The 22,826-nt window shown below is 48.4% G+C and carries 15 protein-coding genes; 9 read left to right on the forward strand and 6 right to left on the reverse strand.

Translation table 11 applies throughout. The features are described from left to right. Positions 1-52 precede the first annotated feature (52 nt). From GS501_RS08100 to cueR, 5 genes are all read left to right on the forward strand, one after another. On the forward strand, positions 53-2,755 hold the full coding sequence (locus tag GS501_RS08100; protein ID WP_160831351.1) for a 2-oxoglutarate dehydrogenase E1 component: 2,703 nt from the start codon (positions 53-55) through the stop codon (positions 2,753-2,755). 38 nt (positions 2,756-2,793) lie between these two features. Further along, positions 2,794-4,017, forward strand: a complete 1,224-nt coding sequence (gene trpB, locus GS501_RS08105; protein WP_160831352.1) for a tryptophan synthase subunit beta — start codon at positions 2,794-2,796, stop codon at positions 4,015-4,017. 13 nt (positions 4,018-4,030) lie between these two features. Beyond that, positions 4,031-4,843 (forward strand): tryptophan synthase subunit alpha, encoded by an 813-nt coding sequence (trpA, locus tag GS501_RS08110; RefSeq protein WP_160831353.1) that lies wholly within the window; start codon positions 4,031-4,033, stop codon positions 4,841-4,843. A gap of 188 nt (positions 4,844-5,031) precedes the next feature. After that, positions 5,032-7,419 (forward strand): heavy metal translocating P-type ATPase, encoded by a 2,388-nt coding sequence (locus GS501_RS08115; protein WP_160831463.1) that lies wholly within the window; start codon positions 5,032-5,034, stop codon positions 7,417-7,419. Between the two features lie 13 nt (positions 7,420-7,432). Then, entirely contained in the window at positions 7,433-7,819 is a 387-nt protein-coding gene (cueR, locus tag GS501_RS08120) for a Cu(I)-responsive transcriptional regulator (RefSeq protein ID WP_160831354.1), read from the forward strand. Positions 7,820-8,042: 223 nt separating this feature from the next. Here cueR and GS501_RS08125 read toward each other — a convergent pair whose 3' ends face one another. The 3 genes from GS501_RS08125 to GS501_RS08135 all read right to left on the reverse strand — a co-directional run bounded on the left by GS501_RS08125 (position 8,043) and on the right by GS501_RS08135 (position 11,959). Next, the gene (locus tag GS501_RS08125) at positions 8,043-8,600 is read right to left on the reverse strand and encodes a hypothetical protein (RefSeq protein ID WP_160831355.1); all 558 of its coding nucleotides are present in this window, start codon (positions 8,598-8,600) and stop codon (positions 8,043-8,045) included. A gap of 374 nt (positions 8,601-8,974) precedes the next feature. Next, positions 8,975-10,195 (reverse strand): amino acid aminotransferase, encoded by a 1,221-nt coding sequence (locus GS501_RS08130; protein ID WP_202405372.1) that lies wholly within the window; start codon positions 10,193-10,195, stop codon positions 8,975-8,977. A gap of 84 nt (positions 10,196-10,279) precedes the next feature. Further along, entirely contained in the window at positions 10,280-11,959 is a 1,680-nt protein-coding gene (locus tag GS501_RS08135; protein ID WP_160831356.1) for an alpha-keto acid decarboxylase family protein, read from the reverse strand. Positions 11,960-12,113: 154 nt separating this feature from the next. Here GS501_RS08135 and GS501_RS08140 point away from each other — a divergent pair, with 154 nt between their 5' ends. From GS501_RS08140 to GS501_RS08155, 4 genes are all read left to right on the forward strand, one after another. Then, the gene (locus GS501_RS08140) at positions 12,114-12,593 is read left to right on the forward strand and encodes an Lrp/AsnC family transcriptional regulator (protein ID WP_160831357.1); all 480 of its coding nucleotides are present in this window, start codon (positions 12,114-12,116) and stop codon (positions 12,591-12,593) included. Between the two features lie 148 nt (positions 12,594-12,741). Next, entirely contained in the window at positions 12,742-13,620 is an 879-nt protein-coding gene (gene accD / locus GS501_RS08145; protein WP_160831358.1) for an acetyl-CoA carboxylase, carboxyltransferase subunit beta, read from the forward strand. Positions 13,621-13,642: 22 nt separating this feature from the next. Next, positions 13,643-14,977 carry a folylpolyglutamate synthase/dihydrofolate synthase family protein gene (locus tag GS501_RS08150; RefSeq protein WP_160831359.1) on the forward strand — a complete coding sequence of 445 codons (1,335 nt, stop codon included), beginning with the start codon at positions 13,643-13,645 and terminating at the stop codon, positions 14,975-14,977. An 83-nt stretch (positions 14,978-15,060) separates the two neighbouring features. Then, a complete protein-coding gene (locus GS501_RS08155; RefSeq protein ID WP_160831360.1) occupies positions 15,061-16,557 on the forward strand; it encodes a replicative DNA helicase in 1,497 nt (498 codons plus the stop codon). Positions 16,558-17,102: 545 nt separating this feature from the next. On the opposite strand, the gene GS501_RS08160 is transcribed toward GS501_RS08155, so the two are convergent. The 3 genes from GS501_RS08160 to GS501_RS08170 form a co-directional block, all read right to left on the reverse strand. Next, a complete protein-coding gene (locus GS501_RS08160) occupies positions 17,103-18,680 on the reverse strand; it encodes a Hint domain-containing protein (RefSeq protein ID WP_160831361.1) in 1,578 nt (525 codons plus the stop codon). Between the two features lie 108 nt (positions 18,681-18,788). Then, positions 18,789-20,957, reverse strand: a complete 2,169-nt coding sequence (locus GS501_RS08165) for a TonB-dependent receptor (RefSeq protein ID WP_160831362.1) — start codon at positions 20,955-20,957, stop codon at positions 18,789-18,791. Between the two features lie 108 nt (positions 20,958-21,065). Next, a complete protein-coding gene (locus GS501_RS08170; protein WP_160831363.1) occupies positions 21,066-22,703 on the reverse strand; it encodes an alginate export family protein in 1,638 nt (545 codons plus the stop codon). Positions 22,704-22,826: the final 123 nt, after the last annotated feature.

Consider the following 22,826-nt stretch of genomic DNA (forward strand, 5'->3'; position numbering starts at 1 on the left):
CTTCTGTTGGTGATGCGTTAAAACGGGGGGCTCTGTTTCGGGGAAAGACCTTATGACGACGAACAACACGCATGAATCCCGCCACGTTATTAATGGCGAAAATCTCGCATATCTCAGCGAGCTTCATGCGTTGTGGCAAAAAGATCCTACCTCTGTGGATCCAAGCTTTGCCATGTTGTTCGCGACATTAGGGGAAGTCATCCCGGTTCATGCCACACCTGAAAACACGGATGAGCTCAAAGCAGAAAGGCTGAAAAATGCCTTCCGCTTCTGTGGGCATTTGCATGCCAAACTAGACCCGCTGGGGTTACAACGTCCACGCGACATTCCTGCGTTATGCCCACAGAATGCTGACCCTTCTCTGCTCGCACATCTTCGGCAGGTCTATTGTGGTGCAATTGGTGCTGAATTTATGCACCTCCTTGATGATAAGCAGAGACAATGGTGGATCGATCGGTTCGAGACACCCAAAAATACTGCCCTTCCTATCACCCCCGCTGAAATTCTCGCTCTTCTAACGCGTTCAGAAGGGTTCGAGGCTTTTTGTCAACAGCGTTTCACAGGAATGCGCCGTTTTGGCTTAGAAGGCAGCGAAAGTCTTAACATCGCCCTACAAACTCTCATTAATAAAGCCATAAAGGACGACGTACGTTCTATCTCGCTTGGCATGCCCCATCGCGGTCGATTGAACGTCATGGCGAACATTCTTCAAAAACCTTATGAAGCTATTTTTAGTGAATTTGCCGGAAAAGCGTTCCATCCTGAGGGCATCCCTGTTTCAGGCGATGTAAAATATCATCTAGGAACGGCCACCACCTTGGAACATGGGACCCATCGCCTCCGCATGGCGCTGCTCCCCAACCCCTCACATCTTGAAGCTGTAGACCCCATTGTGATGGGGCGCGTTCGCGCAGACCAAGACCGTGAAAAAGACGTAGAGCGCAATAAATTCCTTGGTATTTTGGTCCATGGGGATGCCGCTTTTGCAGGGCAAGGCGTCGTGTATGAAAGCCTCCAACTCTCTCGTTTGAAGGGCTATCGTACAGGCGGTACCGTCCATCTAATCGTCAACAACCAAATTGGCTTTACGACCAGCCAACAAGAATCTCATTCCGGAATCTGGAACAGTGACGTCGCCAAAACCGTGCAAGCCCCCATTCTGCACGTCAATGGGGATGATCCCAATGCCGTAGCCCGCTGCGCGGCCCTTGCCCATGATTGGCGTCAGGAATTTGGCACAGACATCGTCATTGATATCATCGCCTACCGCCGCCATGGCCATAATGAAACAGATGACCCAGGTTTTACCCAACCTGCTATGGTCCATAAAATCCAAAACCATCCCACAGTGCGTAAGCTCTATGCAGAACAGCTTCAACATCAAGGACAAATAACAACAGACGATAGTCAACGCCTCTGGGATGAAACGCAGGCTTCTTTGCAAGAAGCCTTCGACAAAGCTCAAACGTACCGTCCTGACCCGACCGAATGGCTCGATTACAGCCCGCAAGACCCTACGCGTCTGCAGGATACACCTCAACGTATTCAGCCTATGACCGGCGTGCCGCTCCCTCGCCTTCATGATGTAGCAGAAAAACTCACAGCCACACCACGTAGCTTTCATGTCCATCCACGCCTCGCCCGTCAGCTTAAAACACGAGACAAAACCCTGCACGACCATGGCCCTATCGACTGGGCAACCGCAGAGGCGCTCGCTTTCGGCACACTAGCTCTTGATGGCCATCCTGTGCGTCTTTCTGGTCAAGATAGCGAGCGCGGCACTTTCAGCCAGCGCCATGCTGTGCTCACGGACCAAAAAACGGGTGAAACTTACACGCCACTTGCTCATATTTCTCGTCGCCAAGCCCCTGTCCATATTTGGAACTCTCCCCTCTCTGAATATGGGGTTCTAGGGTTCGAATATGGTTACTCACTCGGCAACCCAGAGGCTCTGGTCTTATGGGAGGCTCAGTTTGGTGACTTCGCTAACGGTGGACAAATCATTATTGATCAATTCCTCGCTGCGGGAGAGACAAAATGGCTTCGAACCTCTGGTCTGACACTTCTTCTGCCACATGGTTATGAAGGCGCAGGGCCAGAACATTCTTCCGCACGACCAGAGCGTTTTCTTCAGCTTTGTGCAGAAAATAATCTGCGTGTGTGTATGCCCACAACCCCTGCAAACTTCTTCCATGCTTTACGGCGCCAAATTGCCCGGCGATGCCGCAAACCCCTTATTGTCTTTAGCCCCAAATCGCTGCTACGCCACAAACACGCCGTCTCTCAACTAGAAGAGCTCGGGCCTCATACGCGTTTCCAACCCGTTCTGGAAGACCACACCACGCCGGAGAATGCCCAGCGTCTCGTCATCTGTTCTGGTAAAGTTTACTATGACCTTCTTGCAGCACGAGATGCTCAGAAGTTGGACAATATTGCGTTGATCCGTATGGAACAACTCTACCCCTATCCCCATCACGCATTGGCTGACATTCTATCGCGCCATCTCACCGCGACCGACATTATTTGGTGCCAAGAAGAGCCGCGTAATAGTGGGGCATGGCGCTTTATTGATCGCCGTATCGAATACACGCTGCGTGATATAGGCCATCCTGTGCCGCGCTTGCGCTATGTAGGGCGTGATGCCGCCGCTTCTCCCGCAACAGGCAACGCGAATACCCACAAGGCGCAACAGGAAGCTTTGGTAAAGGCAGCCCTTACAGGACGTGAAGAACCAGAGCTTACACCACCATCCTAATCCTTTTTCTTACGACGACTATTATCGGGAACTTCCATATGACTGCACCACATCAAAAAACGAATTCACTCCGTTCCGGACCAGACGCCTCCGGTCACTTCGGACAGTTTGGTGGCCGTTTTGTCGCTGAAACGCTCATGCCTCTTATGCTTGACCTTGATGAGGCTTATAAAAAAGCAAAAGATGACCCTGCCTTCCAAAAAGAACTTAAACGCTATCTCCGTGATTATGTCGGCCGCCCCAGCCCACTCTGGCACGCTCAACGTCTTAGCAAGACACTGGGCGGCGCTCAGATTTACCTTAAACGAGAAGAACTCAACCATACGGGATCACACAAACTCAATAATGTGATGGGACAAATACTCCTCGCCCGCCGCATGGGGAAAACACGCATTGTCGCAGAGACAGGTGCTGGGCAGCATGGTGTTGCCACCGCTACAGTCTGTGCCCTCTTTGGGATGGAATGCGTCATTTATATGGGGGCAACCGACGTCGAACGGCAAAAGCCCAATGTCTTTCGCATGCATCTTTTAGGAGCCAAAGTGACCCCCGTCACGGCTGGAGCCGGCACCTTAAAAGATGCCATGAATGAAGCCATGCGCGATTGGGTCGCCCATGTGGATAATACCTATTTCCTCGTTGGCACCGTCGCTGGCCCGCACCCGTATCCCGCTATGGTGCGTGACTTCCAGTCCGTCATCGGTGATGAAGCACGCGTTCAAATTCAAGAACAAACAGGGCGCTTGCCTGACGGGATCATTGCCGCTATTGGTGGAGGGTCCAACGCAATGGGAATTTTCCATCCCTTCCTTGATGATTTAGACGTCCCTCTTTACGGCGTTGAAGCGGGGGGCCTTGGGATGAAGAGCGGGAAAACCGCTGCCTCGATCGCGCAAGGTGTTCCAGGCGTCCTTCATGGCAACCGCACCTATCTCCTACAAGACAGTGATGGACAAATCACAGAAGCCCATTCCATCAGCGCTGGCCTTGATTATCCTGGCATTGGGCCAGAGCATTCATGGCTTCATGAGATTGGTCGTGTCCACTATGTGCAAGCAACTGATCAAGAAGCCCTTGACGCTTTTCAACAGCTCACACGCTTAGAAGGGATTATTCCTGCCCTGGAAAGTGCTCACGCAGTCGCTTATGCCTGCCATCTCGCGCCGACTTTAAACAAAGACAAAAACCTGATCGTGAATCTTTCTGGACGTGGAGACAAAGACGTCCCCACCGTCGCCGCCCATCTTGGCGTCAAACTATAAAGGAATTCTAACCATGAGCCGTATTAAAGCCTGTTTTGACGCCCTTAAAAAAGAAGAGCGCGGCGCTCTTATCCCGTATCTTGAAGCCTTTGATCCCGATCGTGAGACATCGCTGTCTTTACTGAACGGCATGGTCGATGCCGGAGCTGATATTATTGAAGTCGGTATTCCCTTTTCTGACCCATCGGCCGACGGTCCGACCATTCAACTCGCTGCCCAACGAGGCCTCAAAGCGGGCGCTACGCTGGCTGGTGTACTCGAGATGATAACACAATTTCGCCATACGCATAAAACAACGCCCATTGTTCTCATGGGATATTTCAATCCGATTGATCGCTATGGTGTTGAGCGTTTTTGCAAAGACGCAGCGCAGGCGGGAGTCGACGGCCTCATTATTGTCGATCTTCCTCCAGAAGAAGCGGACATCATCCGCCCCCATATACGCGCTCATCACCTGGACCTCATTCTGCTCACCGCGCCCACAACGCCTGATGATCGCCTCAAACATATTCTGAAAGATGCGACAGGTTTTGTGTATTATGTGACCATCACAGGTATTACCGGCACGAACAGCGCGACAGAAGAACAATTAACACAAGCAATGACACGCTTACGGCGCGCAACCTCTCTTCCCGTCGTCGCCGGTTTTGGAATCACGACACCCGAACAAGCCCGTTCAGCCTCTAAGATCACCGATGGTGCTGTCGTCGCCTCAGCGATCATTAAAGAAATGGCCGCGACATTCCAGGACGGAAAGGCAACAGAAAAGAGCATCCCCACAGCCCTTGCAAAAATCCGCTCTCTGGCTCAAGCGGTCCGTTCGTAACCCTCTTTATTGACGAAAGAAATCGTCTCAGCTCTTATCTTCTAAGGAATGGTCAAGACCTTCCATTGTGCATTAGGCCTTGACCCTCCCATGATGGGAGACCTTATCTCAAGAACGTTCTATCATGAACGTGAAGGAGAGCAACGTTGACGGATTCTATTTCCCATATCCAACTTCCCATCCGTGGGATGAGCTGTGCCTCATGTTCCAGTCGGATAGAGCGTGTTCTCAACAAACTCCCTGGTGTCGCTTCTGCACGCGTCAATCTCGCAACAGAGACGGCGTATATTGACGCCACAGACACCCTAGACCCTCAACAACTCGTCTCAACCATAAAGCAAATAGGGTTTGAGGTGCCTGAGAATACCGTTGATCTTGATATTTCCGGTATGAGTTGTGCCTCGTGTTCTGCTCGTATAGAACGCGTTCTTCAACACACGCCCGGTGTGACACAAGCAACCGTTAATCTGGCAACAGAACGCGCAACCGTTACCGGAACAACCCCTTCTTCCGCTCTGATAGAGGCCATCACAAAAAGCGGTTTTTCAGCACATATTTCCTCAAAAAATAAGACTTCTTCGCGTGAGGCACGCGAGAACTATCATGATAGTGAGCGTCTTCAGCTCAAAAAAGATTTTATTATTGCAGCCATTCTCTGGGGGTTAATCGCCATTTTCGAGATGGTCTCCCCACTCCGCCATCTTCTTGGCTTCCAAGGAGATGCGCTGATCCAATTTGGACTCACGACTTTACTGCTTATTGGCCCTGGTCGACGTTTTTTTCAAAAAGGCGTCCCCGCTCTTCTCCGCCGCGCACCGGAAATGAACTCGCTTGTCGCCGTCGGAAGCTTCGCAGCATATGGATACTCGACTGTTGCAACTTTTTTCCCTGCTATCCTCCCCCATAATACTCTTAACCTTTATTATGAGGCAGCCGCTGGTATCATCACCTTTGTACTTCTTGGCCGTTTTTTGGAAGCATACGCTAAGGGGCGCACATCCGCAGCCTTACGTAAATTGACGCATCTTCAAGCCAGGACGGCTCATGTTCTTCGTGACAACACCCTCATCACCCTCCCGATTGAAGACGTTGTTGCTGGGGATCTGATCGAAGTCCGACCCGGTGAAAATATTCCTGTTGATGGGCAGATCTACGAAGGAGAAAGCCGCGTCAATGAAGCAATGTTAACAGGAGAAGCAATAGCTGTTCCTAAAAAAACTGGTGATATCGTTATTGGGGGCACGACGAACCAAAACGGATCATTTCGCTTCCGCGCGACAGCAGTGGGGCATGACACTATGCTCGCCCACATCGTGACGATGGTCGAGCAAGCTCAGAATACGAAACTTCCTATTCAATCATTGGTGAATACGATCACCCTTTGGTTTGTCCCAGCCATTATGGGGATCTCCACTCTTACGTTCATAGCCTGGATTATCTTAGGCCACACAATCTCTTTTGCTCTCATTAACGCCGTTTCGGTGCTCATCGCAGCATGTCCATGCGCTATGGGGCTTGCCACACCCACAGCCATTATGGTCGGCACAGGAAAAGGTGCCGAATTGGGGATCTTATTCCGTAAGGGCGATGCCCTTCAGCAACTTGAGCAAACACATATTGTCGCATTTGATAAAACAGGTACCCTCACAGAAGGCACGCCTGCCCTCACTGATCTCTTTTTATGCTCTGATTATGATCGAGCGACCCTTCTCCGCTTTATAGCGGCCGTGGAGGCACGGTCTGAACATCCTATCGCCCGCGCCATCGTCAATACCGCCGAAGCAGAAAGCCTTGTGCTCCCAGATATTAGTCAGTTTGAAGCCATTCCTGGAATGGGCGTTACCGCCCAGATTGATAATACCTCCATACAGGTTGGATCAGCCCGCTATATGCACTCCTTAGGGATTGATCTCTCTTCTGTTGAGGCACGTGCTACGTCCCTTTCTCAAGAAGGAAAATCCCCTCTTTATGCGGCTCTTAATGGAACACTCGCTGCACTTTTGGCTGTCAGCGACCCTATAAAACCCACAAGCCATGCTGCGATCAAAACGCTGCATCATATCGGCATCAAAACAGCGATGATTACAGGTGACCATGACGAAACAGCGCGCATGATTGCTCGTCAATTGGACATTGATGATGTTATCGCCAATGTTTTGCCACAGGGAAAAGTGGAAGCTATCAAAAAGCTTCAACACCAGAATAGCACCCTCACTTTTGTGGGTGATGGCATTAATGACGCTCCTGCGTTAGCGCAAGCTGATATTGGAATCGCCGTTGGGCGCGGAACAGATATTGCGCTTGAAACAGCCGATGTCATTCTCATGCATGACGACCTCAACCAGATCGCTACGGCGATCAGCCTCTCACAAGCGACGTTGCGTAATATTCGTCAAAATCTCTTTTGGGCTTTTGCTTATAATGTCGTGCTCATTCCTATTGCCGCTGGAATGCTTTACCCCCTTTGGGGGCTCTTACTGTCACCAATGTTTGCTGCTGGCGCCATGGCTCTCTCCAGCGTCTTTGTGCTCGGAAACGCCTTGCGCCTTCGCTACTTTCACGCTCCCGCCTCATGAAGAAGCATACGTTATGAATATTGGTCAAGCATCACGCGAAACGGGCGTTTCTATCAAAATGATCCGCTATTACGAACAAACGGGCCTGATCCCGCCCGTGGCCCGAAACCAAGCAGGCTACCGTCACTACTCCGAAAACGATCTCCACCGTCTGCGTTTTATTCGCCGTGCGCGCGACTTAGGTTTCTCTATAAAACATATCGCGATCCTTCTAAGCCTTTGGCAAAATCATGACCGTGAAAACGCCCAGGTTCGCGACATAGCCAATCAGCACATCTCTGGCCTTCAAAACCGTATTACAGAAATGGAGGCCATGATCACCACTCTGCAAAAGCTTGTCGACGAATGCGCAGGACAAGACCGACCAGAATGCCCCATTCTGACCGACCTAGAACATTAGATCTTAGCTTTTCCCAATCTCCCATGAGGGAAGAAGACAATCACGGCACTGTTGCAAAATATTTTCTGGGCAAGACACCAAAATGCGCCCTAATCGAAAGACAATTCGAAATTTAACAGCATCTGAGGACCAGAAGGCCTAGCGATTTTCAGTCTACCCGAAGGTACAACCGCGCCAAAAATTCTCTCTTAAGCAAAAACAATAATACATAAAAAATTATGTATTATTGTTCTGCATAATTACGCACACACTCATAATAATGATAAAATAAATGCCTGCATTCATCTAAATCTATACCTGATATCTTCTCTGTAATAGAAAAGTCTTCCTTGGGAATAAGAAAAGATACTTTATCTGTTGGATCATAAACTAGAAAAATACTTCGTGAATAACCCGGAAAATCGAATGTCCAGTCGTACATAACTCTACCATCGGAATCTGGTTTAGAGGGAAGAGGATTACTCGCCAAACCAACCCCGAAATGTACGGAAAGCTCAGCATGCGCGCATGTAGCCAGAAAATTCAATGGTGAGAACAATAGAAATGGAATACAAAAAGGAATTACAAAAGAGATTGCTTTTAGGTACATTCTTTTCCAGAGAAACGATAATGAAAAAAATAAAAATAAAACTATGGATAAAATTATTGTTGGTATAAAAATTACAAATTCTAAAAAAAACGTATCCCCGATGCACTGTGGAAAAAGCACACACGCAGTAAAAAACATGACCAATACTGATGGCCATATGTCAAAATGATCTTTTTCATCGTTTATTGTCATTTTTTATACAATATTTATTTGTTTAACCATTAATTGAACCAAACAATAGGTTTTATTGTAAAAAACACAATATTTACTCAATCTTAATACAATTATAATTTTCAAATCCATCATTACCCTTGGGATTTCTAAAAGATTTTAGCCATATTGATCTGCTCAAAGTGCGCTAGAATAACGTTATTATTTCTCCGTTCTATATAATCCACAACTCAATCCAATCGAGACGGCCTTCGCCAAGCTCTAATCCCCATGCAAAATCGAACAACTAGAGACCTATCGGAGAATGCTACAATCCTCTTCAGCACCACAGGATATGAGCCATATTAATATGGCTCATATCCTGGAAAGGCTACCCCACAACAATGCGGCAATAACTACGCAGGAATACCCACCGGTTCTGACAAAACAGCAGCCATCGCCCGCTCAACCGCATCAATGTTGCCATCATTAAGCCCAGCCATACACATCCGCCCACTGCGCAAGATATAGAGGCCAAACTCCTCCCGTAGACGATCGGCTTGCTCTACCTTGAGCCCTGTATAGCTAAACATTCCCCGCTGATTGAGAAGATAGCTAAAATCATGCTCTGAGAGACGATTACTCAATCGCTCCGCCAATTTCTGACGCATGGCGACAATCCGCACGCGCATGGCTTCCACCTCAGCGCGCCATTGCATGTGCAATTCGGGGTCATTCAACACAGTATCAACAATATAAGCCCCACGTACAGGTGGGCTTGAATAATTCCGCCGTATAGTGCGCTTTAACTGGCTTAAAACCCGCTCAGCTTCATCTTGATTTGAACAAACAACCGACAACGCCCCAATACGGTCACCATAGAGAGAGAATATTTTGGAAAAAGAATGACTGACCAAAAAGCTCAGCCCAGCCTTAACCATAGCCCGAACTGCATAGACATCCTCGTCTAATCCACCCCCTAACCCTTGATACGCACTGTCTAAAAACGGAACTAAATCACGTTCCGCTAAAACAGCAATGACATCATCCCATTGGTCAGGTGTCAGATCAGCTCCGGTTGGATTGTGACAACAGGGATGCAAGAGCACAATGCTCTTCGCAGGAAGTCGACCTAAGGTTGCCATCATTCCCGCATGATTAACCCCGCCTGTTTTGGCGTCAAAATAAGGATAAGCATGCGTTGTAATCCCAGCACCTTCAAAGATGGACAGATGATTCTCCCATGTTGGATCACTTACCCATAATTCTGACTCTGGATAGTAGCGACGCAAGAAATCAGCACCAATCTTTAACGCACCTGACCCACCCAAGGTTTGCACAGTGGCAACGCGCCCCTCACGCAGCACAGCACTCTCAACACCGAATAACAAATTCTGAACTTGCTGGCGGTAAGCCTTATGCCCCTCCATAGGCAGATAGAGATCAGGCCGAGTAATATCTCTTTCCAATCGACGCCGTGCTTCCTGGACTGTCTGAAGCTGGGGGACGTGCCCTGCCCCGTCATAATAAAGGCCAATACTCAAATTGACCTTCTCAGGACGTGGGTCTGCCTTAAAGTCCTCCATTAAGGACAAAATAGGATCACCTGAGGCGCTTTCGATATGCTGGAACACCATTTTCTTCACTTTACTTAACAACTACAGAGCAGACTCGACCGAACGCCGCTCTCCAAAGAAAGAGCAGCGCAGTCTCAAACAGTTTTAACGTTGTGACGCATTACGCGGCCCATGCACGCCATAATCATAATTCGCAACAACAGCCCCAAATTTCTTCAATGCCTCTGGAGCATCCAACATCGGCAGTTTGAGCTCAATAAAAGCTGCTTTTCCAATTGATTCTAGCTTAACAAGCGTTTTCTCCAACGCACTCACCGTGCTCACAACACGTGTAAAAATATCCGTTTTAGGGTCAAAAATGCGTGGTAATTCCGTATAATTCCAATCCGCGATATCATTATACGAAGAATGTTCCCCTAATATCATCCTCTCAACCGTATAGCCGCTATTATTGATCAAGAAGATAATCGGTTTTAGGTCATGCCTTAATATAGAAGACAGCTCCTGCGCTGTGAGCTGAAACGATCCATCGCCAATAAATAAAAGATGACGCCGCGACAATTGCCCCAACTGAGAACCAAATAAAGCCGGCAAAGTATAACCAATCGCCCCCCATACAGGCTGAGCAATATACTTACTCTGCGGCGGCAATCTCATCCCCGAAAGCGCGGTATGACTACTTCCAGCCTCCCCAATAATCACATCATGAGGTTTAAAGAACGATGCAATACGCGGCCATAATGCTGCGTGGCTCAACGTATCATCCGTATGCGTTTCAAGAGATTCCACCGGCTGCTGCTGTGGCTCTGGACGTGACGTTTCTTCTAATCTGCCCACAAGCTCCTGCAATACCGCTTTCAATGGAGCTGCAGGGATATGATTCTTCCCGATTGATAAATCATGAGCTCTCATGTCGATAAAATGGAGTGGATCAATCTTACTGGTGAAAAACCCCGAGCTTGTGTCCGTCAGACGCACTCCGACCCCAATAAGGCAATCAGACTCCTCTATCGCTTGGCGCACGTTTGGCGGGCTAGCCGCTCCTGCATACCCTCCTACATACCACGCAGACCTCTCATTCAAGATCGCTTTTCCTGGCAGGAGCGATGCATAAGGAATGCCGCGTTTTTTAACTAAATCCTCCAACAATGCCGCAACACCAAAGCGATCTGCATCCGCATCAATCAACAATGCTGGAGCTTCTGCCTTCTCAAGAGCTGAAGCAATCCGCGCAGCTGCATCCTCAACCTGTCGGGAGTCACCCGCCATATCTTTAAGAACAAGCGGCGCATCAGGCGTATCAATCAACAGATGTGTAATATCAGAGGGAAGCTGGATATGCACAGGCCGACGCTCCCGCCAACAGGCCTGTAGAACACGGTCTATTTCTATCACAGCATTCTCCGGCATAATGCGACTCTGCGCCACCGTGAACTCTGCCATACAACGCCCAATATTGCCGTAACCACCATCAGCAAGCGTATGGTGCAACAAAGCGCGCCCTTGCACCGCATATACTGGAGGAGTGCCTGTAATATGTATGACAGGTACTCGCTCGGCATAAGCGCCAGCTAGCCCCCCAATGGCACTCATATCTCCCACGCCCCAGGTGGTCACCACCGCTGACAAACCCGAGGTCCGCGCATATCCATCTGCTGCGTAAGAGGCATTTAATTCATTGCAGTTTCCAACGAAGGTGATGTCTTGTCGTGCTTCTATTTGTTCCAGGAAGGAAAGATTAAAATCACCAGGAACACCAAAGAGATGCCGAATCCCCACCTCGCTTAAACGACGCGCCAAAAAATCACCAATCGTCATCTGCATAAAATATACTACCTAAAAAAGCCCTTCATCGCACAAACCGCGCATCAAGAAGCGTTACATTCAGGTTACTCTATCGTATAAACAGCGCAAATTGTGTGCATATAAAAAGAAATATCGCCACAAAACGCACAATCTGTGCATCAATGGGACCATTATGGATCATTTTGATTGGCATATTCTCTCAGCTCTACAAAAAAATGGCAGGCTGACGAACCGTGAACTCAGTGAAGTGGTTGCGCTCTCACCGTCACAATGCTCACGTCGTCGTCTCACATTGGAGAAAGAATCGATCATTCGCGGCTATTCCGTGCGCATCCACGGTCCTGCAGTTGGTCTTAATGTTATGGCCTTTGTGCAAGTGAGCATTAAGGATCACAGCACGGAATCGTTTGGTGCCTTCCAAAAACTTGTCGAGTCAAACCCTATGATTCAGGAGGCCTATGCTGTCAGCGGGGACGCTGATTATATGCTCAAACTTGTTGCCGAAACCCTCGAAAGTCTTTCTGACTTTGTGACAACAAAACTTCTCGCACTCCAAACGGTCTCCCATGTTAAATCCTATATCGGCCTGAAATCACTCAAAGAAGTCAGCCCGTTACCATTATACCGTCCGTCGACTTCCCCCCTAAAATAACACATCCAAAGCAGTATATGGCATTCTCATGGCAGGGGTGGTATTCTCCCGCCGGCACGGATCAAGGTTTGTTCCACGCTTGTCTTAAGGACATTGAATCCGTTAAGCATCCTTCGACTGCAACGCATCTGGAGAGTAAACAGAAACCATGAGCTGGCTGACCGATCATGTTCGCCCCAAATTGAGGAGCTTGCTACAGCGGGAGGTGCCAGACAACCTCTGGACCAATTGTGAATCTTGCTCACAGATGCTGCTGATCAAGGAACTTGAGCGCAATAAGAAGGTCTGTCCCCATTGTGGTCATCACATGCGCGCAACCGCTAAGGAGCGCTTGGCATGGACGTTTGATGAGGGACAATATACCACGATTGATCTCCCTAAAGTACCGGTTGACCCGCTTCATTTCCGAGATTCCAAGCGCTATACAGATCGCCTTAAAGCAAGCCGTACCAAGGCTGGCCTTGATGAGAGCCTAGTTGTTGCGCATGGAAAGATTAGTGGGCGTGATGCTGTTGTCGCTGTCATGGCATTCGAATTTTTTGCTGGCACGATGGGAAGCGCCTTGGGGGAAGCCTTTCTTGCAGCCTGCCGTCTCGCTGTTTTACAGAAAGCGCCTCTCATTATCTTCACCGCATCCGGTGGCGCGCGTATGCAGGAAGGCGTGATCAGCCTTATGCAGATGCCCCGTACCGTGATTGGTATTCAGGTTCTCCGTGAGGCAGGGCTTCCTTATATCGTCGTCTTTACTAATCCCACGACAGGAGGAGTCTCAGCTTCCTTTGCGATGCTCGGTGATATCCATGTAGCGGAACCAAATGCGTTGATCGCCTTTGCCGGGCCTCGTGTGATCCGTGATACCGTTCGAGAAGAGCTCCCAGAAGGTTTCCAACGTTCTGAGTATCTTAAAGATCACGGTATGATTGATACGATATCAGCCCGGAAAGATTTGCCCGCCCTTCTTGGGCGATTGATCGCCATGCTGACCCCACAACAGCAGGACGACACCCCTTCAAAAACAGACGCATAGAGCAACGGATTAATCGGCCACCATGACGAATCGCCAGGATTCTCGACCTCATAGCGAGTTTAAAGGTCGTGCACGTGACGTTCTCTTGCGTTTGCAAGAGCTACACCCAAAGCTTATTGATCTCTCTCTAGGGAGACTTGAAGCGTTATTAGCACGGCTCAATCATCCTGAGCGACATCTTCCACCCGTGATCCATGTGGCCGGAACAAACGGGAAGGGCAGCACATGTGCATCCCTTCGGGCCATCGCAGAACATGCGGGGCTGCGCACTCACGTTATGACCAGCCCTCATTTGCTGGATGTAACAGAGCGCTTCCGCCTTGCTGGAACATTGGTCAGTGAAGACCAACTCATTGAGACATTAGAAGAAATTGAGCGTCTTAACCAAGGTGAGCCTATCACAGTTTTTGAAGTGCTGACCGCAGCAGGACTCCTTCTTTTTTCTCGCATCCCTGCTGACCTCGCCATTATAGAGGTTGGGCTCGGCGGACGCTTTGATGCCACGAATGTTATCACCGCTCCTCGGGCATGCATCATCACTTCCGTTAGCCTTGATCACCAAGCTTTCTTAGGAAATGACATTGCCTCCATTGCGCGTGAAAAAGCAGGCATTATCAAGCAAGATGTCCCCGTCATTGTAGCACCGCAGGAACCAGAAGCCCTTCAGGCGATCAGCTCTGTCGCCCAACAACATGAAGCACCATTCTTTCTTCTAGACCGTGATATAACGGCTGATGTGAAGAATGGTCACTTACATTACCATGATGATCAAGGGTCACTCACCCTCCCTGAACCCGCCTTAAAGGGCAAACATCAGGTCCAAAATACGGCCCTCGCCATTGCGGCCTTACGTCATAGTGATCTTGCTTTACCTGACACCGCCTATAATGGCATTGCCAATACCTTCTGGCCCGCCCGCCTTCAGCGACTTCACGGCAGTTTAGCGTCTCTCTTACCGCAAGGATGGGAACTTATCTTAGATGGAGGCCATAACCCTGGCGCTGGGGATGCGCTCGCCCATACCATGGCCCAATGGAAAGACCGCCCTCTTCACATTGTTGTCGGGTTGAAAGACAGCAAAGATGCCAGTGGCTTTCTCCGCCCTCTTCTCCCCTACGTCAAAACCATACAAGCTGTTGCCGAGCCCGATCAGCATCTGGCAATGCCTGTCGAAAAAATCCAGGAAGCCGCACGCCAAGCAGGAGGGGATGCTATCATTGGGCCTACCGTGCACGATGCCTTAACCCGCCTCACCCAACATCATAACCAAGATAACAAACCCGCCCGCGTTCTTATTTGTGGGAGTTTATACCTTGCCGGCTGTGCTCTTGCTCGTGACGGCGTAACCCTCACTTAGAATTACAAAAGCACCCTTGACCCCTTTTCTCAGACACACGACATCCTCCTTGCTGCATCATCGTCTATTTGAGCCCACACATCATGAGTGATTTAGCCATCTCCAACGCCTCTTCAGGTGACCTAGAAAGCCTCCTTCAACGTAGCCCTCCAGCCAATATCGCCGCTGAGCAAGCTTTGTTAGGGGCTATCCTCACCAATAATAAGGCCTACGAGCACGTCTCTGATTTTTTACAGCCTTCACATTTTTCTGACACGATTAACGGAAGAATTTATGAAGCCATTTCCCGCCGTATCGAACGCGGCCAGCTGGCCGACCCTGTCACCATGCGTGCAGAGTTTGAACATACCGGCATTCTTGATGCCGCTGGTGGGCCTTCCTACCTAGCTAAATTACTGAATGCCATGGTGGGTATTGTTAACGCGGGTGAATATGGCCGTGTGATCCATGATTGTTGGATCCGCCGCCAACTGATCGATATCGGCGGAACCATTGTTAATAATGCTTATGGGGCACGTGCAGAGCTTGACGGCTCAGACCAAATTGCCGCTTCAGAAGAAGCACTATTTCACCTCGCGACAGACAAAGGCCAAGATGGCGGCTTCATCTCTTTCGAGCGCGCTCTTACCAGCGCCATCAACACCGCAGAACAAGCCTATCATCGCACTGGTGAGATTGTCGGCTTAACGTCTGGCTTACGTGACCTCGATAAAAAAACAGGTGGTCTTCACCCCTCCGATCTCATCATCCTTGCAGGGCGCCCCGCCATGGGAAAAACAGCCCTAGCAACAAAAATTGCTTTCTCTGCGGCCCAAGCCCTGATGCGTGAAGCTGACGATAACGGCACACAACCCAAGGGAAGTGTGGCGATTTTCTCACTAGAAATGTCGTCAGAACAACTCGCGACACGTATCCTCTCTGAGCAAGCCGAAGTAAGAGGAGAGCAAATTCGTCGCGGGGATATTAGTCAAAAAGAATTTGATCGCTTTGTGCGTGTCTCTCGAGAACTTCAACGTCTCCCACTTCATATTGATGACACGCCAGCCCTTTCTCTTTCAGCTATGAGAACGCGCTGCCGGCGTCTTGCCCGCACAAAAGGCTTAAGCTTGGTTGTAGTCGATTACCTTCAGCTGATGCGGCCAGCCGTTGGCACACGACCTGATAGCCGTGTTCTTGAAATTTCGATGATTACCCAAGGCCTTAAAGCCATCGCAAAAGAGCTCGCGGTCCCTGTTATTGCCCTTTCACAGCTGTCACGTCAGGTTGAATCCCGCGAAGATAAGCGCCCCATGCTTTCTGACCTTCGTGAATCAGGATCTATTGAGCAAGATGCTGATGCCGTGATGTTTGTGTATCGCGATGAATATTACCTTCAGCAGCGCCAACCTAAAGAAGGTAATTTTGATAATCCCGAGAAATACCAAGCTGCTTTAGATGATTGGCAACGGCGCATGATGACCGTCCATAATCAAGCAGACTTGATCCTCGAAAAGCAGCGCCACGGACCTACTGGCACGATCTCGCTTTACTTTGAAGGTGAATTCACGCGCTTTGGAAACCTCGATACGCTCCATGAATAAATGACATCAAGCTTGTCTAATAATGGCTGCAGCAGAACGAACGATCTGATCATTCACGCTGTAGCCTCACTCTCCTTTAACTTTACCATACGCCCTTTATTCACATGTCCGCACTGCGTGATGAAACAGGCGCTTACAAAACCAACGTAAATGCTCGTCTATCGATTGCCCTGTTAGCTCTTTTCCAAAGTTAGGACCAAAGTGAGGCATTATAACTGCTGAATTGGGAATTATCTTATAACGAGTGAAATTCAAAGCAGTAGCGCTCCCTGCTGCCCTAGGACGGAGGGACCTCCACTAGGATAATAACTTAAAAAACAGCTGCACTTTTACACTCTTATAACTTACTACACCCGTATCGAAACTAATATAAAATATAGCATTAATAATGGAACCAGGTGGAGGCGTATAAAATTCATTCGCAGTGGCAGCTGCACTCATGTTGTCTTGAAAACTCAATATACTCCGCAAATAGACAGCTTAATACCTGCCTATTAATACACCATGAATTCTAAAAATAACTGCCAACAGAACATCTGATCAATTCATGCGGCGGATCGCTCTCCAGATTGTTCGGGAAGATAAGGGCCAGCTTGTAGAATGTGAAGACTCAAAACACCAGCTTCTACGAGCTGAGGAAGGGGAAGAAGCGCCACGCCATTTGTCCAGCGACAGTGAGACACCTCCATCACATCCCATCCCGGTAGTTTATCTTCCTGATATGGGATTTCTATCGCACTGGATACATCCCCATGAAAGAGCTGGATATCGCCAACGAGAACTCCCAAATCACGTCGATCATCAACAAACGGTCCGATGAGATCAGAAGGGCGTGATGTCCGTGACATGAGACGTACATTACCAATATGCGATGGAATATGAAAAAGGTAATGACCATTTCTCATGCGATAAGGTCGGATACGCGTCCCCCGCTCCGTCAGGAGAGAAAGCTCAGCCTCATATGTCACTTCATACGACGGAACTCCCACCCCTGCTCGTTGTGCAATCTCCTGCCAAATAGGCTCAACAACATCTCTTTGCGTCACAAGTGACGCAGCCGCATCCTTGCTCCATTTTTTCTGGCCTATTTCAATAATATTCCCATAGCGGCTAACACGACGTGACGTATCAAGATACGTCTCCGTATAAGCACCATTGGCACAAATAACCGCATGTTCCTCACATTCAATGTGATAAATATCATAACCAGAAAGTGAATGATCTCTCACAATAGATTGGCCATTAACAAGCATACGCGCAGGGATCAAAACCCCTTCCAGATAGAGGCAATGCTCCCCTGTGAGGAAAAGATCTTTATAGGGCACATGATCGGCCAAAGAATGCGCTTTTAGACAAACAGGCTGATCATCCTCCGTTAAAACAGCGACATGAGCCTTACTGACAGAAATCACTTTTTGGAAATTTTCTTTCCCCCTGTAATACGTGACGACCATGTCACCCGGAGTAACCTCCTCAATTATTTTGATACCCTCAGACATTTTAATCTCAGCACCCGCTAAGAAACATATCGTCTCACTCGGAAGACCAGGATTAATATTTGTTGACCCTGCTGATGTGGGGGGAGACGTCTCATAGGTTGGCATTAACGCAATGAAATGCCCCTTATTCCCAGCATCTGCTGTAAAGTAATCCTTAATAGTCTTTGGTTCATTAATAATACCTTCCCCTTTATCCCACGTTCCTGTGCTTCCATCCTCCATAATAATGCCGGTATCTAAAATATTTCCGTATGTAAAAAACAGCGCAGGAACAGGATTTTTTGAACCTTTTGGATAATAATCTTGATATCCAGAGTAATTGAGAGTCATTTGGAAACTACGACGATAGGGCGCTTCATAAAAATCTGTTTGTGCAATATAGGAATCATCATTGAGAAGAACTGTTACGGTAATAGAGCCGCCACTTTCTTTCAGCTCTGTGCCTTTTGGGACGATAATAGACACCACACCAGCGGTATTCGGCACGCCTATATATCCTGAATATCCTGAGCCAGACTCTTCATTTTGGGGGGCATAAATACTCCCCGTATTCATGGCCCCACTGATTGGATGTTTACTCATTGGGAAACCATAATACGTATCTTCTGACCACGTGACAGACATCTCAGCCCCTCCCCTTACAACTCTCGGTTAGTAGCTGAGCAAAATTACTCTCAACACACAATAAAATAATGGCGCGACGTCATAACAGCCGCTCCATTTTAAAATCCTCTAAAGTGTGTAGGATATTCCCCCCATAATTGTGCGACGCAGCCCATATTGTGGGGCCCCTACGCCGATGCCACTTCCATCACGCAACATATAGCGCTTGTCGAACAAATTGATCACGTCCACGCGAAATTGTGTACGCCCATTGCCTAACCAAGAAATTCCTTTGAGGGTTTGCACAAGACTAAGATTGAACGTTACGTAGTTAGGCACAGAAGCCCCATTAGGAATATCACTTCCACTAGGGAGTGATCTATCCTTTCTCAAACCGCTTCCATACACCATACTCGCTGAGAGTTGTAATGGATGATTTGTTTTGTAGAAAAAACTATAATTCCCACCTGCCGAGGCCGTCCAACGTTGGTCATGGTCTAGATGCACCCAGTTATGGCGCATATAAGCTAGATCGTCTGAATCAAAATTCCATTGTGCTGACGTAATATCTTTGCCCATGGCACGTGACCATGCCATACTACCATACAAGGTGAGCGGTCCAGATGTATAATCTGTGGTTAATTCATAGCCATGCACTTTCCCGCGGCGATAATTATACGCTGTCAGAATAACAGGCGCGCCGAACTGACCCTCATCGATCATATTTCTGGCACGCTTAAGATAAGCATCAAATCCCACATGCCACCCGGGTTTGATCTCTTGCATAAAGCCTGCATCAAAATAATGATCACGCTCGGCTTTTACTTTATCATTTTGAAAATTCTCCGGAGCCGCTGACGTATCTGCGAATTTCCCGAGTGACGTATTCCCCAATGTTTCAAAAGGCGGGGGCGTAAAGTAACGGGCATACCCTGCATGGAAACGCCCTCCTCTCCATGGCTCCCATACCAGCGTGATACGAGGGCTTAATTGATGGGCATTCACATATTCCCGCACCCCATCGAAACGTAACCCTGTGTTAAGCGTTAGATGTGGTAGGAGGCTCCATTCATCTTGCACATAAGCACCATAGAGGACGCCGGTTTTTCCTGACCCATCATGAACACGCATTGGAACATCACCAATAAGGCCATCCGTTACGGGGTAAACAAGAGAGTCTGTTTTTGTGGTATTACGCTCACCATAAGCCTGGAAGCCTGCCCGTAAAATATGGCCCCACCCTATTTTCCATTTGCTATCATTTTGTACGCCAGATGAAAAAACGGACCGTGAAGCGCGTTGAGCAATCCCATTATACACTAAGTCGCCGACGAGATCAGGCGAGTATCGCAGTGAACTGTAGCGTATAATCGCTGATGTCTGTGCACTAAAACGCGTATGATTTTCTTGCCATGATAGAATAGCAAAATCTGTTAGCTCCTGTTGATGCTCATCAAGGGCACTACTATCAACATTCGCCGCCTGCGGGGAAATCCCCTGTTCTTTAAAGAAAGGCGTTGCAAACTGGCGTTGCTGCCCTGGATTATTCGGGAGCTGATACCACGCATTAGAAACACCTGCTGTGAGACTAAAACGTGTTTCAGGCCGAAGCGTGTAACGCAGATGCCCTAATATGTGATATTGATTCGACAAATCATGTAACGCTGTAAATTTCGATGTTGTATTCTCAATTCCGACACGATTATGCACGGCATCTACCGTGAAAAAACCATCCCACTTTCCCCGATGTCCGCCATATTGCACAGATGGCTGCAAATAATCACGCGCCCCTCCGTAAAGAGAAAGCGTCGCACCTTGATCGTCAAAACCATTCTTTGTTTTTAGATCAATGACCCCTGCCTGACGAAACCCATACTGTGCTGGCAAAACGCCCGTCGTTAAACTCATATCATGAGCGAAACGTGTCATAAGCGCCTGCCCAAAAACACTCACCCCTTCCGGTAAGGCAACACCATCAAGACGGAATTGTATATTATTGTGATCTCCACGAATATGGAGCTGCCCGTAACTATCCTGTGTCACACCCGGCGCTTGTAACAAGACGCTGTTCAAACCGGCATTATCGCCACCTGGATTCGCTTCAATCGCTTGACGAGAAAAATGGGTTTGTGTCGCTCCGATAGAAGGCTGCAACGCTTCTCGTGCTCGATCTAACCGTGACGCTGTTACACGGATTGTCTCCACATCATCAGCCCAAGAAAATGGCACGTTCCCTATAAGACACACACTGAATAATGACCCGTACCACCAACGGACCAAAACACCAGAACGCCCCATAGATCAACTCCATTCACCATAGCTATATCTCACAACTACGATTGTTATGTTATATTATAACATAAAGAAATAGCATGACTTATAATTTTCTTGCTCACTGGTGAGATTCTAGAATCGAAACGTCAGAGTTGAGAGCATAAAAGTTCCATTTTTGGCGCCAGCACGGCGCATTCCCTTCGACATTTCAATACTCCCACCATCAACACGGTAATTCAAATGCTGTGTTAATTGCACCGCCATACTCGCTTGTATTAAGCACCCCACCCAACGCCCCGCTTGACGTAACGAACGACCACTTAAGAAATTATAACGCCCCGAGGAACTATAAACGCCATCGCTCATCCGTTGACGCCACAAGAAGGGAACATAGAGATGAAAAGTCAGATAAGAACTTGGCGCAATGCTCATCGTAGGACCAATATTCATTAAGTTAGATCGAGCAAACGTCCGTGACACATCGTAGGTTCCATTGCGAGGTGAAAACGGAGCAACAAATCCTTCAATATCACCATGCTGACGCTGCGAGCGTGTCCCAGAATAAATCTCGGCCTGCACCCCCAAAAATGGATGCAAAGACGAAACAGAATGCCGCCATCCTACGATGGCACGCCCAGCATAGGCACTGATTGGACGATTGCCTCCCTCTTTTGCTGAGAAAAAACGTCCAGTTTGATAGTCTGCACTAAAATCGTACTCGAAATCAGGCGCATTCCCATACCACCGAAAGCCTATATTCTGCCGTGTTTGCGTCCCAGCAATCTCCTTCTCAAGGCAAAAAACCTGCGCTTGTTTCCCTTGAAAACGAAAGCCCATCCAAAACAAATCAAGAAAAGACCTTACCGTTTCATGACCCAACTTAAATGCCGGTAAAGCCGTCGAAGCATCCACGCCATAAAGGCGCGTTCCATCATCAAAACCACCGCCCATAATGTGGTCACGCGTTATCTGTGTTCCTATAAAATTATAGGCATCAAGCCGAAATGAATTCCATAGAGCATACCCTCTTATACCATTCCAACTTTGTGGAACATTGGGCGTTTCAGCATTATAAATAAGCCAAGAAGGAGCATCGAGGAATTGTTGACGGCCAACCATCACTCCAGCATGAGCCCCTGCAATTTTTCCTTTTACTTCAACAAAAAACTGCTCAGCCCCTAAGCGACGACGCCATGTTGCATTATATCCATAATAACGCCATCCCGCCGCCGTGCCATTATTAAGCTGGCCAAATAAACGAATATGTTCCCCCAAATGCAAATCAGCCCCAAGCAGATTACGTGTCGTTAGCCGTCCCGCCCCTTGATGGCCAACCGTCCCTAAACGCGGTTGTGCTTCATACCAATAACGCACACGACTTTCCCCTGAGAAAGAAAGCCAAATGGTCCGCCGATTATTTAAGGCAATAAATTTTAATGGATCAAAGAGATCATGCCGCCGCGATGTATCGCGAAGATCACTCCAATCTTCCGCCCAAGGCGCCACGCCATACACACCAACAGGACCGAACCCAGCGAATTCTCCATTTCCCATATTAAAGCGCCCCCATTCCCCCTGATGGCGCTTCCGCGATCTATTCTGTTGCTCACTCACACGACGTGGCTGACCAATCACACCAGCTTGTGGATATATTTCAACAGCGGGAGGATTATGCTGCTCTGAAGCCTCAGCACGCACCGAGACACTCCCTAACAAGAGCGCAACCTGCACGGCCTGGCATACATCTCGGCATCCAAAAATAACCCGCACATCCCCTCCCACATAATATATAACTATATTTTTTTGTTTAATGAAAAATAAACGACATATTTTAGTTTATATTCACAATAACCGAAACTCAATGATCGTTATTGCACTCTATCATACCACAAG

Source organism: Saccharibacter sp. 17.LH.SD, from assembly GCF_009834805.1.
Classification (GTDB): Bacteria; Pseudomonadota; Alphaproteobacteria; order Acetobacterales; family Acetobacteraceae; genus Saccharibacter.

What these genes read in the sequence shown, in the direction of transcription:
- GS501_RS08135 (WP_160831356.1), bottom strand. Translation starts at nt 11,959, where the DNA reads ATGCAGATGACGATTGGTGATTTTTTGGCGCGTCGTTTAAGCGAGGTG.
- GS501_RS08140 (WP_160831357.1), top strand. Translation starts at nt 12,114, where the DNA reads ATGGATCATTTTGATTGGCATATTCTCTCAGCTCTACAAAAAAATGGC.
- GS501_RS08160 (WP_160831361.1), bottom strand. Translation starts at nt 18,680, where the DNA reads ATGTCTGTCACGTGGTCAGAAGATACGTATTATGGTTTCCCAATGAGT.
- GS501_RS08155 (WP_160831360.1), top strand. Translation starts at nt 15,061, where the DNA reads ATGAGTGATTTAGCCATCTCCAACGCCTCTTCAGGTGACCTAGAAAGC.
- trpA (WP_160831353.1), top strand. Translation starts at nt 4,031, where the DNA reads ATGAGCCGTATTAAAGCCTGTTTTGACGCCCTTAAAAAAGAAGAGCGC.
- GS501_RS08125 (WP_160831355.1), bottom strand. Translation starts at nt 8,600, where the DNA reads ATGACAATAAACGATGAAAAAGATCATTTTGACATATGGCCATCAGTA.
- GS501_RS08165 (WP_160831362.1), bottom strand. Translation starts at nt 20,957, where the DNA reads ATGGGGCGTTCTGGTGTTTTGGTCCGTTGGTGGTACGGGTCATTATTC.
- GS501_RS08100 (WP_160831351.1), top strand. Translation starts at nt 53, where the DNA reads ATGACGACGAACAACACGCATGAATCCCGCCACGTTATTAATGGCGAA.
- accD (WP_160831358.1), top strand. Translation starts at nt 12,742, where the DNA reads ATGAGCTGGCTGACCGATCATGTTCGCCCCAAATTGAGGAGCTTGCTA.
- GS501_RS08115 (WP_160831463.1), top strand. Translation starts at nt 5,032, where the DNA reads ATGAGCTGTGCCTCATGTTCCAGTCGGATAGAGCGTGTTCTCAACAAA.
- cueR (WP_160831354.1), top strand. Translation starts at nt 7,433, where the DNA reads ATGAATATTGGTCAAGCATCACGCGAAACGGGCGTTTCTATCAAAATG.
- GS501_RS08130 (WP_202405372.1), bottom strand. Translation starts at nt 10,195, where the DNA reads ATGGTGTTCCAGCATATCGAAAGCGCCTCAGGTGATCCTATTTTGTCC.
- trpB (WP_160831352.1), top strand. Translation starts at nt 2,794, where the DNA reads ATGACTGCACCACATCAAAAAACGAATTCACTCCGTTCCGGACCAGAC.
- GS501_RS08150 (WP_160831359.1), top strand. Translation starts at nt 13,643, where the DNA reads ATGACGAATCGCCAGGATTCTCGACCTCATAGCGAGTTTAAAGGTCGT.